11 protein-coding genes and 2 pseudogenes are annotated in these 16745 nt (G+C 67.6%); 11 read left to right on the top strand and 2 right to left on the bottom strand.

Annotated features, from left to right (window positions below):
* Nucleotides 1-47: 47 nt before the first annotated feature.
* On the top strand, nucleotides 48-1583 hold the full coding sequence (locus tag IP93_RS03185; protein ID WP_144811902.1) for an FAD-dependent oxidoreductase: 1536 nt from the start codon (nucleotides 48-50) through the stop codon (nucleotides 1581-1583).
* A gap of 756 nt (nucleotides 1584-2339) precedes the next feature.
* On the opposite strand, the gene folE is transcribed toward IP93_RS03185, so the two are convergent.
* Nucleotides 2340-2933, bottom strand: a complete 594-nt coding sequence (gene folE / locus IP93_RS03175) for a GTP cyclohydrolase I FolE (RefSeq protein WP_199747074.1) — start codon at nucleotides 2931-2933, stop codon at nucleotides 2340-2342.
* Nucleotides 2934-2964: 31 nt separating this feature from the next.
* Nucleotides 2965-4647: a sensor domain-containing diguanylate cyclase gene (locus tag IP93_RS03170; protein ID WP_158636258.1), complete on the bottom strand. Its 1683-nt coding sequence runs from the start codon at nucleotides 4645-4647 to the stop codon at nucleotides 2965-2967.
* A gap of 176 nt (nucleotides 4648-4823) precedes the next feature.
* Between IP93_RS03170 and dnaA the strand changes: the two genes are divergently transcribed.
* The 10 genes and pseudogenes from dnaA to IP93_RS03120 all read left to right on the top strand — a co-directional run bounded on the left by dnaA (nucleotide 4824) and on the right by IP93_RS03120 (nucleotide 16742).
* A complete protein-coding gene (gene dnaA / locus IP93_RS03165) occupies nucleotides 4824-6161 on the top strand; it encodes a chromosomal replication initiator protein DnaA (protein WP_144811892.1) in 1338 nt (445 codons plus the stop codon).
* A 708-nt stretch (nucleotides 6162-6869) separates the two neighbouring features.
* On the top strand, nucleotides 6870-7970 hold the full coding sequence (gene dnaN, locus IP93_RS03160) for a DNA polymerase III subunit beta (RefSeq protein WP_144811889.1): 1101 nt from the start codon (nucleotides 6870-6872) through the stop codon (nucleotides 7968-7970).
* Between the two features lie 112 nt (nucleotides 7971-8082).
* Nucleotides 8083-8310, top strand: a pseudogene (locus tag IP93_RS16005) (AAA family ATPase); the annotation flags it as partial.
* A gap of 171 nt (nucleotides 8311-8481) precedes the next feature.
* Nucleotides 8482-9333, top strand: a pseudogene (recF, locus tag IP93_RS03150) (DNA replication/repair protein RecF); the annotation flags it as partial.
* A gap of 410 nt (nucleotides 9334-9743) precedes the next feature.
* Nucleotides 9744-12218, top strand: a complete 2475-nt coding sequence (gene gyrB, locus IP93_RS03145) for a DNA topoisomerase (ATP-hydrolyzing) subunit B (protein WP_144811886.1) — start codon at nucleotides 9744-9746, stop codon at nucleotides 12216-12218.
* Nucleotides 12219-12463: 245 nt separating this feature from the next.
* A complete protein-coding gene (locus IP93_RS03140) occupies nucleotides 12464-13267 on the top strand; it encodes a M48 family metallopeptidase (RefSeq protein WP_144811884.1) in 804 nt (267 codons plus the stop codon).
* A 127-nt stretch (nucleotides 13268-13394) separates the two neighbouring features.
* Nucleotides 13395-14609, top strand: a complete 1215-nt coding sequence (locus IP93_RS03135) for a tetratricopeptide repeat protein (RefSeq protein ID WP_144811882.1) — start codon at nucleotides 13395-13397, stop codon at nucleotides 14607-14609.
* 149 nt (nucleotides 14610-14758) lie between these two features.
* The gene (locus IP93_RS03130) at nucleotides 14759-15439 is read left to right on the top strand and encodes an energy transducer TonB (RefSeq protein ID WP_144811879.1); all 681 of its coding nucleotides are present in this window, start codon (nucleotides 14759-14761) and stop codon (nucleotides 15437-15439) included.
* Between the two features lie 76 nt (nucleotides 15440-15515).
* On the top strand, nucleotides 15516-16268 hold the full coding sequence (locus tag IP93_RS03125; protein ID WP_144811876.1) for a MotA/TolQ/ExbB proton channel family protein: 753 nt from the start codon (nucleotides 15516-15518) through the stop codon (nucleotides 16266-16268).
* A 51-nt stretch (nucleotides 16269-16319) separates the two neighbouring features.
* The gene (locus IP93_RS03120) at nucleotides 16320-16742 is read left to right on the top strand and encodes an ExbD/TolR family protein (protein WP_144811873.1); all 423 of its coding nucleotides are present in this window, start codon (nucleotides 16320-16322) and stop codon (nucleotides 16740-16742) included.
* Nucleotides 16743-16745 lie beyond the last annotated feature (3 nt).

The following is a 16745-nucleotide window of genomic DNA, read 5'->3' as shown; positions in this document are numbered from 1 at the left end:
CCGCATCGACAACGCCGCGTCACCCACCCGCGCGTGGGAGGAATCGCATGAGCAAGAACGACACCCCCAAGAAGGACATCTTCCAGTTCCGCAACGTGCAACGCGAGATGCCCACGCGCATCCCGCTGCAGCTGCGCCGCGACGGCGACTGGGGCGAGTTGTACGGCCGCTTCGACGAGGCCGAGGCCAAGCACCAGGCCGGTCGTTGCCTCGATTGCGGCAACCCGTACTGCTCGTGGAAGTGCCCGCTGCACAACATCATCCCGCGCTGGCTGGAGCTGGCGCGCGAGGGCCGCGTGCATGAAGCCGCCGACCTGTGCCACGAGACCAACCCGCTGCCCGAGATCTGCGGCCGCGTCTGCCCGCAGGACCGCCTGTGCGAAGGCAGCTGCACGCTCAACGACGGCTTCGGAGCGGTGACCATCGGCGCGGTGGAGAAATACATTGTTGACCGCGCACTGGCCGAAGGCTGGCGTCCGGGCCTGGACAAGGTGCAGCGCACCGGCCGCCGCGTCGCCGTGGTCGGCGCCGGCCCCGCCGGCCTCGCCTGCGCCGACCGTCTGGCGCGCGCCGGTATCGACGCGGTGGTGTTCGACCGCTACGAAGCCGTCGGCGGCCTGCTGCAGTTCGGCATCCCCAGCTTCAAGCTCGACAAGTCCATCGTCAGCCTGCGCCGCGAGGTGCTGGAAGGCATGGGCGTGCAGTTCCGCCTCGGCGTCGAGGTCGGCCGCGACATCACCATCGACCAGCTCCTCGCCGAGTTCGATGCGGTGTTCCTCGGCCTGGGCAGCTACCGCTACACCGACGGCGGCCTGCCCGGCCAGGACCTCACGGGCGTACTTCCTGCGCTGCCCTTCCTCGTGCAGAACGGCCGCGTCGTGCACACCGTCACCCACCACGACGAAGGCGTCGACCCGACCGTCACCAGCCGCCCAATCGCCGGTTGGGAAGACCGCATCGACCTGCCCGACCTGAAGGGCAAACGCGTGGTCGTGCTCGGCGGCGGCGACACCGGCATGGACTGCGTGCGCAGCGCGATCCGCCTCGGCGCCGCGCAGGTCACCTGCGCCTACCGTCGCGACGAGGCCAACATGCCCGGCTCCGCGCGCGAAGTCGCCAACGCCCGCGAGGAAGGCGTGACCTTCCTGTTCAACCGCCAGCCGCTGGCCCTGCTTGGCGACGACGCGGTCACCGGCGTGCGGGTGGGCGAAACCACGCTCGGCGCGCCCGACGCCAACGGCCGCCGCAACGCGGTGATCATCGAAGGCAGCGAGACCGTGCTCGACGCCGACGTGGTGATCATCGCCTTCGGCTTCCAGGCCGACGCGCCGGAGTGGCTGGCCCGCCACGGCGTCGCGCTGGCCGGCAACGGCCGCATCGTCACCAACGGCGAACACGACGCGTTCGCCTACCAGACCGCGCACCCGCGCCTGTTCGCCGGCGGCGACTGCGTGCGCGGCGCCGACCTGGTGGTCACCGCGACCTTCGAAGGCCGCGAGGCCGCGGCGGGCATCACGCGCTACCTCGCCAGCCAGCCGGTGGTGGAGTCGGTGTCATCCACGAAGGTTGATGCCGCAGCCTAAAGCGGTAGCGTGGTCGGCTTCGGGTGGGTGGGGGCGGCCAGCCGGGGCATGGCCCGCTCTACGCCACACCCCGACTGTCCACCCCCACTCGTCAGCGGAGAGTTCCGGCGCGCCGCTTGCCCGCTTTGGGGCGATTCGCACCGCGTTTCCTAACGGCCACGGAGCGCTCGGGGCCGTTCGTGAGACTTTGAGGCCCAACGGCCACGCTGCAACGGTGACGGATGGCGGTTTTTTCGCCATCGATGCGTCCGCTCGTGCCATGCATGGCGCTTATTGCCCCACCGATGAGGCAATCGGACTCAAACGCCGGGCTTTCTGACTCGCGCCCCAGGCCTTCTGGGTCGTGCGTGAGTCAGAAAGCCTCTCACGTGCGGCTCACACCATCGCTTTCGAGACTGTTCGCCTCACACATGAGGCTTTCTGGTTCTGCGTTGACCGAACCGGCATCGCGAGCGATGTGCATGACCACGCCGAAGCAGGTTCCCGCAACTCGCGATATTCCCGAAGCTCGCTTTGCCGCTTTGCCGCTTTGCCGCTTTGCCGCTTTGCCGCTTTCTCGCTTTGCCGCTTTCTCGCTCTACTTCCGACTCAACGCCGCGTGTCACCAGGCGTCGGGCTGCGTGGGGTATCGCGTAGAGCGGGCCATGGATGGCCCGCGGCCCGACTCCGCGCAGGAATGCGCGGACGGAGGGTCGAAGCGATGCCCCACGCAGCCCGGCGCCGTCCCGCCGCCTGGTCTTGACGTCAGCGCAGAACTCAGCGCCCCGACCCCACATCAATAAAGCGCAAAAACTCCGCCCGCGTCCGCGCATCCTCGCGGAACGTCCCCAGCATCGTCGACGTGATCATGCTCACCCCGCGCTTGTGCACCCCGCGCGTGGTCATGCACTCGTGCGAACCCTCGACCACCACCGCCACCCCACGCGGCTGCAGCACGTCCTGGATCGCCTGCGCGATCTGCGCCGTCATCTTCTCCTGCACCTGCAACCGCCGCGCATAGGTCTCCACCACCCGCGCCAGCTTGCTGATGCCCACCACCTTGCCGTCAGGCAGGTAGCCCACGTGCGCCTTGCCGATGATCGGCGCCATGTGGTGCTCGCAGTGGCTCTCGAACTCGATGTCACGCAGCACGATCATCTCGTCGTAACCCTCGACTTCCTCGAAGGTGCGCTTCAGGTACTCGGCCGGATCCTCGCCGTAACCGCTGAACCAGTCGCCGTAGGCCTCGACCACGCGTTTGGGCGTGTCCAGCAACCCCTCCCGCCCCGGGTCGTCGCCCGCCCAGCTGAGCAGCGTGCGGATGGCGGCTTCGGCCTCTTCACGACTGGGCTTGCGGGGGGTGTCGGCCATGACGGGCTCCTGCGGCGGGGGGACCGGCATCCTACTCCATGGCCGGTTCGGCCGCCGGGCGTGCCGGCTCGTGGCCGACCGCGCCGTGTCCGGCAATGCGCGCACCCTGCAGCGCACGCTCGGCACGCGCCAGCAGCACCGCCACCGAATCACCTGGGCGCGACATCGCCACCCCGATGCTGACCGTCACCCGGATCGCCTGGCCATCAATGCGCAACGGACGCTTGCCAACCACTTCCGACAGACGGTAAGCCAGCTGTTCGCAGTCCGAGCGGCTGCATTCGGTCACCACGACGAAACTGTCCGCTTCCAGGCGCGCCACCACGTCGTCCGGCCGCAACACGCCCCGGATCCGGCCCATCACCTGTTGCAGCACCGCGTCGCCGACGGCCCGGCCGTAACGTGCGTTGACCTGGCGCAGGTCGTCATGGTCGATCAGCAGCAGCCCATAATGCCTGCTGCCCAACGCACCCGGATGCTGCCAACTCGCGAGCAGCTCATGGAACGCGTGCGCGTTCATCGCACCGGTCAGCGGGTCGCGCTCCACCGCCTCGCGCGCCAGCACCGCCAGCCGGTGGCGGTTGGCCGCATGCCGGCTCACGGCCAGCACCAGCACACCGGACTCCAGCACCGCCGTCGCCGGCAGCAGCTGTTCGGCCCATGGCGCGTTGAAGAGCCCCAGCAGGTGTCCCGTCATGGTCATGACCATGGCCAGCAGCGGGCCCCACCCCAGCAGGTAATAGCCCGCATAGGTGGCGCCCTTGCGCCACGCCCACACGGCCAGCACCACCACCACCGGGACGCTGGCCACCAGCAGCGTGTTGCCGACCAGGTAATACCAGTCCTGCACGTGTCGGCCACCGACCAGCAGCGTGGCCAGCAGGGCGACGTGCATCCATTGCAGCGCGCGCACCGCCCGGGCGCCGTTGGGCAATCGTTTCGGCAGCTCCAGGAACAACCGCGTGAACCCCAGCTGGGTGATCACCGCCAAGGTGGCCAGGCCCCACTGGCCTAGCACGCCGGTACGGTCCAGCCACGCCAAGCCCCACATCTCGGCCGCATCGCCCGATTGCAGCATCAGGTACAGCGCCAGGCACACCAGGTAGGCTCCGTAACCCAGGTACAGGCGCTCGCTGAAGTTCAGCCCGATCACCAGCATGGCCAGCGCCATCAGCATCAGCGCGGTGAACGAGGCGGTGAAGAACCGGGCCTGGGCGCGCTGTTCAAGCGCCAGGGTGGACACGTCGGAGAAGCGCAGGCGCACCGCCTCGGTCGAGGCACCACCCACCCGCAGGTAGGCCACCGCGCCCGTCGGCCAGCCGTTGGGCAGGGCCAGCACCCAGCCGCGGCGCAGCAGGCCGGAACCGCCACGGCCGGACTCATGCACTACCCGCACCGCGCCGGCGGGCGGGAAATACACCACCGGGCCGATGGCGTGGGCGCCTTCCAGCACCAGGACCCGCCCCTCGGACGGCGCGATGCCGCGGTCGGTGGTCAGCCGCAACCAGTAGCTGCCCTGCAGATAGGGGGGATGCAGTACCAGTTCCCGCCCGGCCGCGTCCATCCGGCCCACGTCCAGCACCGATGCCGAAAGCGGTGGCGATGCCGCCCCGCCCCCGCTCTGCAGCAGTTCCACCCGCAATGCCTGCGCCCCTGCCGGCGCGGCCCACAGCCACGCGCACAGCAGCAGCACGGCCCACCCCGTCCACCGCATCATCCAATCCCCCGCTTGCCGTCGCAGTCTAGCGCGAAGCCGCGACCGCACCATGGCGGATGCAGCGGCGGGTGGGGGGTGGTAGTCTGATCCACCCCCGACCGCTCGTGCTGCGCGACGCCGCAAGCCTCGCGCCGGACCGCCTTTTGCCTGACCGGATTGACCCCGCCTGACCTATGGACGCCTGGCCCCGCTGCCTCGAACGCCTTGAAGCCGAATACCCGGTCGAAGACGTCCACACCTGGCTGAAGCCGTTGCAGGCCAGCCGCCGCGACGACCTCACCGTGCTGTACGCCCCCAACGCCTTCGTGGTCGAGCACGTGCGCGACCGCTACCTGCCGCGCATCCGCGAGCTGCTGTCGTACTTCGCCGGCAGCGACCAGGTCGCGCTGGAAGTGGGTTCATTGCCGCGCGCGCCGGCCGCGCCCTCGCCCACCGCCGCGCTGGCCGCCGCCCGCGCCGCCGCGCCCACCCCGGCCGCCGAGCCGTTCCAGGGCCACCTGGACAACCACTACACCTTTGACAACTTCGTCGAGGGCCGCAGCAACCAGATGGGCCGCGCCGCCGCGTTCCACGCCTCGATCAAGCCCGGCGACCGCGCCCACAACCCGCTGCTGCTGTACGGCGGCACCGGGCTGGGCAAGACCCACCTGATGTTCGCCGCCGGCAACGCCATGCGCGCCAACAACCCCGGCTTCCGGGTGATGTACCTGCGCAGCGAACAGTTCTTCAGCGCCATGATGAAGGCGCTGCAGGACAAGACCATGGACGCGTTCAAGCGCCAGTTCCAGCAGGTCGACGCGCTGCTGGTGGACGATATCCAGTTCTTCGCCGGCAAGGACCGCACGCAGGAGGAGTTCTTCCACACCTTCAACGCGCTGTTCGACGGCAAGCAGCAGATCATCCTGACCTGCGACCGCTACCCGCGCGAGGTCGAAGGGCTCGAACCCAGGTTGAAGTCGCGCCTGGCCTGGGGCCTGAGCGTGGCGATCGAGCCGCCGGACTTCGAGACCCGCGCGCAGATCGTGCTGAGCAAGGCGCGTGAGCGCGGTCTGGCCATCCCCGAGGACGTCGCGTTCCTGCTGGCCAAGAAGATGCGCAGCAACGTGCGCGACCTCGAGGGCGCGCTCAACACCCTGGCCGCGCGCGCCAACTTCACCGGCCGCGCGATCAGCGTCGAATTCGCCCAGGAAACCCTGCGCGACCTGCTGCGCGCGCAGCAGCATTCGGTCGGCATCCCCAACATCCAGAAGGTGGTCGCCGACTACTACGGGCTGCAGATCAAGGACCTGCTGAGCAAGCGCCGCACGCGCTCGCTGGCGCGCCCGCGGCAGATGGCGATGGCGCTGACCAAGGAGCTGACCGAGCACAGCCTGCCGGAGATCGGCGACGCCTTCGCCGGCCGCGACCACACCACCGTGCTGCACGCCTGCCGGCAGATCCGCACCCTGATGGAAACCGACGGCAAGCTGCGCGAGGACTGGGACAAGCTGATCCGCAAGCTCAGCGAGTAGGCACGCGCCCGCGCACGCCGCATACCCCGCAGGCCATTGCATCTGGCCCACCGTGCGCGCTGGATCCGCGAATCCGGTTACACCTCCAACGCGTCCTGCCGTGTCTCCACACGGCAGGACAAAGGCATGCGCGTCGAACTCGTCCTCGCCGGCCGGGAACTGTGGACGCAGCGCGGGTCCACTGCGCGGACCCCGGCCACAAACGCCCGATCGGAACGGTTGTGCCGCGTACGCGCTCCAGACGGCAGGCAGGCACCTGTTGGGGCTCTCCCCACGGTCTACCATCGGACGCGCCTTGGCGGCCCACCGGTGCGCGCTTGGGAGCCCAGCGGAGAGCCCCTGCCCCCCCATGATCCGCAACGACGCCGCACGCGAGCCGACATCCCGGTCCCCCATTCCCAGCGTTTGTGGTCGGAAAGCAGGCAAACTGCTCCAGATTGTGGAAAATGGCGGGAGCACTTCCGGCTCTGGGCATCCTGTGGCCACGGCGCGGACAACATGTGGATAACCTGGCCTGCCGGCGAGGACCAGAAAACTGTCCACAGCTTGTGCGCACGCAACCGGGGCCGTTATACCGCTGTTTGCACTGAAGAAATAACGTTTTAAATCAATTGCTTGAAGTGGTTTTCCCGGTTTTTCCGCGACTCCACCACCACCAGGCTTTTGATTTATTCAACAACTTGATATTGGAAAGGGGAGCGGGTCCGCATGCGTTTCAGCCTGCAACGCGAAGTGTTTCTCAAGCCGTTGGCCCAGGTGGTCAACGTCGTCGAGCGCCGCCAGACGCTCCCCGTGCTCGCCAACCTGCTGGTCCAGGTCAACGGCGGCCAGCTGTCGTTGACCGGTACCGACCTCGAGGTCGAGATGGTTTCGCGCATCGCCGTGGATGACGCCCAGGACGGCGAAACCACCATCCCGGCGCGTAAGCTGTTCGAGATCGTCCGGGCCCTGCCCGACGGCAGCAAGGTGACCATCAGCCAGAGCGCGGAGAAGATCACCGTGCAGGCCGGTCGTTCGCGCTTCACTCTGTCCAGCCTGCCGGCCAACGACTTCCCCTCCATCGAGGAGATCGAGACCACCGAGCGCGTGCGCGTGCCCGAGGCCTCGCTGAAGGAGCTGATCGAACGCACCGCCTTCGCCATGGCCCAGCAGGACGTGCGTTACTACCTCAACGGTCTGCTGTTCGACCTGCGTGAAAGCTCGCTGCGCTGCGTGGCCACCGACGGCCACCGCCTGGCCCTTTGCGAGGCGCAGCTGGAAGATGCCGTGCAGACCAAGCGCCAGATCATCGTCCCGCGCAAGGGCGTGACCGAGCTGCAGCGCCTGCTGGAAGGCGGCGACCGCGAGATCGAGATCGAGATGGGTCGCGGCCACATCCGCGTGAAGCGCGACGACGTGACCTTCACCAGCAAGCTGATCGACGGCCGCTTCCCCGATTACGAAGCGGTGATCCCGATTGGCGCCGACAAGGAAGTGCGCATCGACCGCGAAGTGCTGCGCGCCTCGCTGCAGCGTGCCGCGATCCTGTCCAACGAGAAGTACCGTGGCGTGCGCATCGAGGTCTCGCCGGGCCAGCTGAAGATCAGCGCGCACAACCCGGAGCAGGAAGAGGCGCAGGAGGAAGTCGAGGCCGACACCCGGGTCGACGACCTGGCGGTGGGCTTCAACGTCAATTACCTGCTGGATGCGCTGACCTCGCTGCGTGACGAGAACGTGGTGCTGGCACTGCGCGACGCCAACTCTTCGGCACTGGTACGCGAGGCCTCCAACGAGCGCTGTCGCCATGTGGTGATGCCGTTGCGCCTGTAACCCCGGTATGCCGACGGTTTGTTCCACGTGGAACAAACCTTGGCCAACCGTCGCAATCCGTTTGGACGCCCGGCTTGCCCGGGCGTCGTTCTTTCTGGTTCCCTAGCCTGCCATGCATGTCACCCGCCTCGACCTCCATAACCTGCGTCGCTTTGACGAGGTCCAGCTGTTGCCGGGTGCCGGGATCAACCTGGTCACTGGCGACAACGGGGCCGGCAAGACCAGCGTGTTGGAGGCCCTGCACCTGATGGCCTATGGCCGCAGTTTCCGTGCGCGGGTGGGCGATGGTTTGATCCGCCAGGGCGCGGAGGCCACCGAGGTATTCGTGGAATGGCGCGAGCGTGTGCCGGGCGTCGGCGCGACGGCAACGGACACTCCAGCCTCGGGCGCTGGCCTGACAGGCGTGGATGGGCCACGCCCGAAGTTGGGAGCTGATGACGTGAGCTCGACCATCGCCAGTACCGCCCCGGGTCGGGAGGAAACCATGCCTGGCAGCCCGACGGATCCGTTGCGCACGCGCCGGGCGGGCCTGCGCCATACCGGCCGCGACTGGCAGGGCCGCCTGGACGGGCAGACGGTGGCACAGCTGGGCGACCTGTGTGCGGCCCTGGCGGTGGTCAGCTTTGAACCTGGCAGCCACGCGCTGATCACCGGCGCAGCGGAGAACCGGCGCCGGTTTCTGGATTGGGGTTTGTTCCACGTGGAACACGAGTTCCTGTCGTTGTGGCGACGTTATGCCCGTGCACTACGCCAACGCAATGCCCTGCTCAAGGCCAGGTCGGGAGATGACCAGCTCGATGCGTGGGATCGGGAGCTGGCCGAGGCCGGCGAGCCCCTGGGCCAGCATCGCCAGCGTTATCTTGAGGCCATCGAACCGACCTTGGTCCGCCTGGCCGCGGAACTGGCGCCTGGCTTGGGCGGTCTGCGCCTGGAGTATCTGCCCGGTTGGCGCCGGGAGGAGTTCCCGTTGCTGGATGCCCTGTTGTTTGTCCGCGACCGCGACCGGCAGGCCGGCTATACCTCCGTTGGGCCACACCGTGCGGACTGGCGGATCGCGTTTGGTAACGTGCCCGGCCGCGAGGCCTTGTCGCGCGGGCAGGCCAAGCTGACCGCGCTCTCCGCCCTGCTGGCCCAGGCCGAGCACCATGCGGCGGTGCGCGGGGACTGGCCGGTCATCGTGTTGGATGACCTGGCATCGGAACTGGACCGGCACCACCAGGGCCGGGTACTGGCCTGGGTGAGGTCGACTGGTGCGCAGGCCTTCATTACCGGCACCGAGGTGCCGCCTGCCCTGCAGGGGCCATCCCCCCACGTTTCCATGTTCCACGTGGAACATGGGCGGATCACACCCTCGCTCGACTGAACCCCTGCACGGCCGCGCCGCGCGTCCCGGCGCCCGCCCCCGCAGCGGGGAGACTGGCCGCCCGTTCGTGCCGGGCACCTGTGTCGACCGCCTGCGCCTCCGTCGCGCGTCGCGTACCCACGGGATGGCGCTGACAGCCCCTGGCGCGCCGGTTTTCCTTGGATGGACCTTCCAGATTCAAGGCAGCTGGCGCTTGCAGGCCCGGCAGTGCCGGACTTCTCCTGTCCCTCACTGCTCCGCGCCCGCCGTTCCCTCTCCACCCGCTGAACACTCACCGTGTTCCACGTGGAACAAAAGCAGGCCAGCCCGGCCACAAGGCCCCCGCCTGCTATACTCGGAACACATCCCTTTGATGTATCCCGACGCGTCCGGACTACCCCGGAACCCGCGTCACCGGAGCCTTTTCCCGCATGACCCAGACCCCGCACGACCCCGCGCAAGACCCGGCCCAGATCGACGCCCCGACCGCTGTCTCCCAGACCTACGACTCCAGCAAGATCACCGTCCTGCGTGGTCTGGAAGCCGTGCGCAAGCGTCCGGGCATGTACATCGGCGACGTGCACGACGGCACCGGCCTGCACCACATGGTCTTCGAGGTCGTGGACAACTCCATCGACGAGGCCCTCGCCGGCCACGCCGACGAGGTCACCGTGATCCTGCACGAGGACGGCTCCTGCTCGGTGTCCGACAACGGCCGCGGCATCCCGGTCGACATCCACAAGGAAGAAGGCGTGTCCGCGGCCGAGGTGATCCTCACCGTGCTGCACGCCGGCGGCAAGTTCGACGACAACAGCTACAAGGTCTCCGGCGGCCTGCACGGCGTGGGCGTGTCGGTGGTCAACGCGCTGTCCTCCAGCCTGTGGCTGGACATCTGGCGCGACGGCCACCACTACCAGCAGGAATACGCGCTGGGCGAGCCTGTCTACCCGCTCAAGCAGCTGGAAGCCTCGACCCGTCGCGGCACCACCCTGCGCTTCCTGCCGGCGAAGGAGATCTTCACCGACACCGAGTTCCACTACGACATCCTCGCCCGCCGCCTGCGCGAGCTGTCGTTCCTCAACTCCGGGGTCAAGATCACCCTGATCGACGAACGGGGTGAAGGCAAGCGCGACACCTTCCAGTACGCGGGCGGCATCCGCTCGTTCGTCGAGCACCTGGCCCAGCTGAAGAACCCGCTGCACCCCAACGTCATCTCGGTCAGTGGTGAGATGAACGGCATCACCGTGGACGTGGCCCTGCAGTGGACCGACGCCTACCAGGAAACGATGTTCTGCTTCACCAACAACATCCCGCAGAAGGACGGCGGCACCCACCTCGCCGGCTTCCGCGCCGCGCTGACCCGCACGCTCAGCAACTACATCGAGCAGAGCGGGATTGCCAAGCAGGCCAAGATCAACCTGTCCGGCGACGACATGCGCGAAGGCATGATCGCGGTGCTGTCGGTCAAGGTCCCGGACCCCTCCTTCTCGTCGCAGACCAAGGAAAAGCTGGTCAGTTCCGACGTGAAGCCGGTCGTTGAAAGCACGTTCGGCGCACGTTTGGAGGAGTTCCTGCAGGAACACCCCCACGAGGCCCGTGCCATCTGCGAAAAGGTGGTCGACGCCGCCCGCGCCCGCGAGGCCGCACGCAAGGCCCGCGACCTGACCCGCCGCAAGGGCGCGCTGGACATTGCCGGCCTGCCCGGCAAGCTGGCCGACTGCTCCGAGAAGGACCCGGCGCTGTCGGAGCTGTTCATCGTCGAGGGTGACTCGGCCGGCGGCTCGGCCAAGCAGGGCCGCAACCGCAAGACCCAGGCGGTGCTGCCGCTGCGCGGCAAGATCCTCAACGTCGAGCGCGCGCGCTTCGACCGCATGCTGTCCAGCGCCGAGGTCGGCACGCTGATCACCGCGCTGGGCACCGGCATCGGCAAGGACGAATACAACCCGGACAAGCTGCGCTACCACAAGATCATCGTGATGACCGACGCCGACGTGGACGGCTCGCACATCCGCACCCTGCTGCTGACGTTCTTCTACCGGCAGATGCCGGAGCTGCTCGAGCGCGGCCACATCTACATCGGCCTGCCGCCGCTGTACAAGATCAAGCAGGGCAAGAACGAGCTGTACCTGAAGGACGATGCCGCGCTGGATGCGTACCTGGCCAACAACGCGGTCGATGGCGCCAGCCTGGTCCCGGCTACCGGCGAGCCGCCGATCGAGGGCACCGCCCTGGAGAAGCTGCTGGTCACCTACGCCGCGGCGCGCGAGACCATCGCCCGCAACGCGTACCGCTACGACAGCCACGTGCTGGAAGTGCTGGTCGACTACACCGCGCTCGATCCCGAACGGCTGTACGCCAGCGTCGACCAGCGCGACGAACTCGATGCGCTGGAGGCGCGCCTCAACCGCGGCGGCCTGGGCCGCCCGCGCTACCGCCTGGAGCTGCAGCCGGCCAATGAGCAGCGCCCGGCCGCCCTGCTCGTGCACCGCATGCACATGGGCGAGGAGCTGATCCAGGTCCTGCCGATGTCCGCCTTCGAAGGCGGCGACCTGCGCCCCTTGCGCGAAGCCGCCTCGCAGCTGCACGGCCTGATCCGCGAAGGCGCGCAGATCGTGCGTGGCAACCGCGCCCAGCCCATCGCCAGCTTCGCCGAGGCGCAGGCGTGGCTGCTGGAAGAGGCCAAGAAGGGTCGCCAGATCCAGCGCTTCAAGGGCCTGGGCGAAATGAACCCCGAGCAGCTGTGGGACACCACGGTCAACCCGGAAACCCGCCGCCTGCTGCAGGTGCGCATCGAGGACGCAGTCGCCGCCGACCAGATCTTCAGCACCCTGATGGGCGACGTGGTCGAACCGCGCCGCGAGTTCATCGAGGACAACGCACTGAAGGTGTCCAACCTCGACGTGTGACAGCAGGCAGGGGGCCCGCCCCGCCCCCCGCCCTGCGCTCGCGTGCCAGCGATGGAGCCGAGGCCGGCGGGACCGCGCCGTCGCCTGGCCGAACCGCACGCGCGCCTTCGTTGGGTCCAGGGCAGGCGCGGCCGGGCGCCCGCCGCCTGGCTGAACCGTTGGCGACGCTGGCATGGGAATTGACGGCGCATTCATGGCCGCAGGACTACATAGTTCACCAACATGAACCTGCCAGAGGCCCCCCCATGAAGCGCGTCCTGCTCGCCCTAGCCATCTCCGCCACGCTGGCCGCCTGCGCCACTGCCACCTCGCCTACCGGCCGCACCCAGCGTGTCGGCGCGGTCTCGCAGGAACAGCTCAACCAGATGGGTGCGCAGGCCTTCGAACAGGCCAAGGCCAAGACCCCGCAGAGCACCAACGCGGCCCAGACCGCGTACGTGCGCTGCGTGGCCAGCGCCGTGACCCGCCAGCTGCCCTCGGAGTGGCAGGCCAACTGGGAGGTCGCGCTGTTCGCCGACAATTCGGCCAACGCCTTTGCCCTGCCAGGCGGCAAGATCGGGGTGAACACCGGCATCTTCACCGTCGCCAGGAACCAGGACCAGCTGGCGGCGGTGATCGCGCACGAGATCGGCCACGTCATCTCCCGCCACCACGACGAACGCGTCACCCAACAGGCCGGTGCGCAGGCAGGCGTCAACCTGCTCGGCGCGCTGATCGGTTCGCGCTACGGCAGCGGTGCAGCGGAGACCACCGGGCAGATCGCCGGCATCGGCGCGCAGACCCTGATCCTGTTGCCCAACAACCGGACCCAGGAATCCGAAGCCGACGTGGTTGGCCAGCAGCTCATGGCCAAGGCCGGCTTCGACCCGCAGCAGGCGGTGTCGCTGTGGCAGAACATGATCGCCGCCGAGACCAGCCGCGCGCCGGAATGGATGTCCACCCATCCCAATCCCGAGAACCGGATCAGCGAACTGCGCAGCCGCGCCGCGTCGCTGGTGCCGGTTTACCAGCAGGCCCGCGCGTCCGGCCATACGCCAAGGTGTGGCTGAACGAATCGTTCATACTTGATTTCGATCAGTTTCGAACGTCCCGCCATTAATGATAGCTTTGCCTCCCTCTCGTTCCGCCGGTGGTCGGTGGAACGGCATGACTGCAGCCGTGGCCGAGGTACCTCCCATGAACACTTCCGTGTCCCTCAATCGTTCCCTCATCGCCATTGCGGTGGGTGCCGTCCTCGCCCTGGGTGCCGTGTCGCAGGCCAGCGCACAGTCGGCTGCCGAGCGCCGCGCCCAGCGTGACGCCGAACGCGCCGGCAAGAGCAGCCAGAAGAAGGCCGAGGCCCTGTATCCGCAGGCCACGCGCCAGGAACCGGACGCCAAGGCCAGCGCCAAGGCATCGACCAAGTTGCAGAAGCTGCTCAAGCTGTACGAGGACGACAAGGGCGACGAGGCCCGCGCCCTGGCCGATGAGCTGATCGCCGATGCCAAGAGCAACGCCTACGACAAGTCGTTCGCGGCGCAGATGGGTGCGCAGATCGCCTACGAGGCCGATGACAACCCTGCGGCGCTGGCGTACCTCACCCAGGTGCAGCAGTTGAATGGCCTGGACAACAACGGCCATTTCAACGCGATGCTGATGCAGGCGCAGCTGCTGCTGCAGGACGAAAAGTACGCCGAATCGCTGGCGGTGATGGACCGCTTCCTGGCCGAGAGCAAGAGCCAGAAGCCGGAGCACCTGATGATCAAGGGCAACGCGCTGTACCGCATGGAGCGCTACCCCGAGGCCGCGGCCATCCTCAAGCAGGCCATCGACGCCTCGCCCGAGCCGAAGAACGACTGGCTGCAGGTGCTGATGGCGACCTACTTCGAAAGCGAGCGCTACGCCGAGGCGACCGCGCTGGCCGAGCGCATCGCCGCCAAGAGCCCGAGCGACAAGCGCGCCCAGCTGAACCTGGCGGCGGCGTACCAGAACGCCGACCAGATGGATAAGGCGATCGGCGTGCTGGAAAAGCTGCGCAGTGCAGGCCAGTTGACCGAGGAGCGGGAGTACCGCCAGTTGTACGCCGCCTACCTCAACACCGATGGGCAGGAAAAGCAGGCGATCTCGGTGATCAACGAGGGCCTGCAGAAGGGCGTGTTGAAGGGCGACTACCAGACCTATCTGGCCCTGGCCCAGTCGTACTACTTCACCGACCAGCCCGGCCCGGCCATCGAGGCCTACCGCAAGGCGGCACCGCTGTCGACCAACGGCGAGGCCTATCTCAACCTCGCCCGCCTGCTGTGGCAGGAGGACCGGATCCCGGAGGCCAAGGAAGCCGCCCGCCAGGCCCAGGCCAAGGGAGTGAAGAACCCGGCCGACATCAAGAAAATCCTCGCGCTGCCGTCCAAGTAACCGGCGTCACGTTTTTGCAGCACCGGCCTTGGAATGGAAGTCTCGGTTTGGTATATCCTAGGAGGTTCCCACGACGAGAAATTGTCGCGGGAACTGTTCAAGTCCCGTGGCGCCCGTGCGTCCGGTCACCCCTCCCGAGTTGACGGCGCATGACGCAAGACCTCGCACATCACCACTCCGCCGACGATAGCGACGAAGGCCTGAACTGGGCACGTATCGCCGGTATCACCATGGCGATCGCCGTGCATGCCGCGGCCCTGCTGTTCATGCTGGCCCCGATGGCCCCTCCCGCCCAAGACAAGGCGGAAGAGGAAGTCACCTTCGTCAACCTGATCAAGCCGCCGCCGCCGCCACCGCCGCCGCCGCCGCCGCCGCCGCAGGAGATCAAGCCGATCACCCCGCCGAAGGACCTGACGCCGCCGAAGCCCTCGCCGCTGCCGCCGCCGCCGGAAGAGCCGCCGGTGATCGTGGACGAGCCGTCGCCGGTGGATGTGCAGGCCCCGCCGCCGGCTCCGCCGTCGCCACCGGCCCCGCAGACCTCGATCGACGTCGAGGGTTCGATCGACCCCTCGTCGCGCCGCATGAACCAGCCCAAGTACCCGCCGGCCGAGCTGCGCGGGGGCGTGCAGGGCACGGTGGTGGTCATCGTGACCATCGACGGTAACGGCAACGTCACCGACGTGGCCGTCGAGAAGTCGAGCCGCAACCGCAACCTCGACCGTGCCGCGATGGATGCGGCCCGTCGCTCGAAGTTCAACCCGGCCAAGAAGGGCGGTGTTGGCGTGCCGAGCCGCGTCCGCGTGCCGTACGAGTTCAACCTGGGCGAGTGATCGGACCCGCCCGGGCGCAACACGCAATAACCAGTAATACCCAAACCTCTTTCCACGACATCGAAAGGTAAGCGTCATGCTGCAGGAAACCACCACCGCTGCTGCTGCCGGGGGCAACAACGCCGAAGCCCTCCAGCAGATGAGCTTCGCCCATCTGCTCCAGAACTTCGATACGGTCGGCTGGATCGTCTTCATCACGCTTGCGGTGATGTCGGTGATGTCGGTCTACTGGATCGTGATCAATTTCATCAAGAACATGCGCCTGCGCGGCAGCGCCGATCGCGTGATCAGCACGTTCTGGGAAACCCCGAACGCGCAGGATGCGATCCGCTACATGGAAGAGCAGTCCAAGGCCGAGCCGTTCTCCAAGATCGCCCTCGACGCCGCCCAGGCCGCCGCCCACCACCAGCGCCATGAGGGCTCGCGCCTGGTCGAGTCGCTGAACCGTTCGGAGTTCGTGGACCGCGCCCTGCGCCAGGCCGTGACCCGCGAGAGCGGTCGCCTGGAAGACGGCCTGGCCGTGCTGGCCACCACCGGTTCGACCGCGCCGTTCGTCGGCCTGCTCGGCACCGTGTGGGGCATCTACCACGCCCTGATCAAGATCGGTGCGACCGGTCAGGCCTCGATCGACGCCGTGGCCGGCCCGGTCGGTGAAGCACTGATCATGACCGCGATCGGCCTGTTCGTCGCGATCCCGGCGGTGCTGGCGTACAACTTCTTCACCCGCGTGAACCGCGTGACGAACAACAAGTTCGACACCTTCGCGCACGACCTGCACGACTTCTTCGCCACCGGTTCGCGCGTGGGCGAGATCGGCAGCAAGCGCTGATCCCCACAACCAGCGCCTTTTCTCCTTTAGCGCAGTAGTTGGAGTTTCGACATGGCTTTCAGTACAGGCAACGGCGGCGGCGGCCCGATGGCCGAAATCAACGTCACGCCACTCGTGGACGTGATGCTGGTGCTGCTGATCATCTTCATGATCACCGCGCCCCTGATGTCGCATAAGATCCAGGTCGAACTCCCCGAGGTCCAGATCGGGGCGAAGAAGGACGAGAAGGCGCCGGAAGTGCCGCCGATCACCTTGGCGGTGAAGGAGAACGGTTCGCTGTTCTGGAATGACGAGCCGATCTCCAAGGACCAGCTCGAGAGCCGCCTCTCGGTCGAGGCCCAGAAGACCCCGCAGCCGCAGATCAACGTCCGCGGCGACAAGACCACCAAGTACCGGATCGTCCAGGATGTCGTGAAGATTGCGCAGGCCCAGGGCATGCGCAAGGTCGGCTTCGTCGCGATCAAAGAGCGCTAAGGA

It is taken from the genome of Aerolutibacter ruishenii (genome assembly GCF_007830115.1).
GTDB classification, from domain to species: Bacteria; Pseudomonadota; Gammaproteobacteria; order Xanthomonadales; family Xanthomonadaceae; genus Aerolutibacter; species Aerolutibacter ruishenii.
Note: the sequence above shows the minus strand (reverse complement) of the source record. Positions and strands in the feature narration are given on the sequence as shown.

Excerpts from the sequence above, each read along its gene's own strand:
- IP93_RS03185 (WP_144811902.1), top strand. The coding sequence starts at position 48 with ATGAGCAAGAACGACACCCCCAAGAAGGACATCTTCCAGTTCCGCAAC.
- folE (WP_199747074.1), bottom strand. The coding sequence starts at position 2,933 with ATGGCCGACACCCCCCGCAAGCCCAGTCGTGAAGAGGCCGAAGCCGCC.
- IP93_RS03170 (WP_158636258.1), bottom strand. The coding sequence starts at position 4,647 with ATGCGGTGGACGGGGTGGGCCGTGCTGCTGCTGTGCGCGTGGCTGTGG.
- dnaA (WP_144811892.1), top strand. The coding sequence starts at position 4,824 with ATGGACGCCTGGCCCCGCTGCCTCGAACGCCTTGAAGCCGAATACCCG.
- dnaN (WP_144811889.1), top strand. The coding sequence starts at position 6,870 with ATGCGTTTCAGCCTGCAACGCGAAGTGTTTCTCAAGCCGTTGGCCCAG.
- gyrB (WP_144811886.1), top strand. The coding sequence starts at position 9,744 with ATGACCCAGACCCCGCACGACCCCGCGCAAGACCCGGCCCAGATCGAC.
- IP93_RS03140 (WP_144811884.1), top strand. The coding sequence starts at position 12,464 with ATGAAGCGCGTCCTGCTCGCCCTAGCCATCTCCGCCACGCTGGCCGCC.
- IP93_RS03135 (WP_144811882.1), top strand. The coding sequence starts at position 13,395 with ATGAACACTTCCGTGTCCCTCAATCGTTCCCTCATCGCCATTGCGGTG.
- IP93_RS03130 (WP_144811879.1), top strand. The coding sequence starts at position 14,759 with ATGACGCAAGACCTCGCACATCACCACTCCGCCGACGATAGCGACGAA.
- IP93_RS03125 (WP_144811876.1), top strand. The coding sequence starts at position 15,516 with ATGCTGCAGGAAACCACCACCGCTGCTGCTGCCGGGGGCAACAACGCC.
- IP93_RS03120 (WP_144811873.1), top strand. The coding sequence starts at position 16,320 with ATGGCTTTCAGTACAGGCAACGGCGGCGGCGGCCCGATGGCCGAAATC.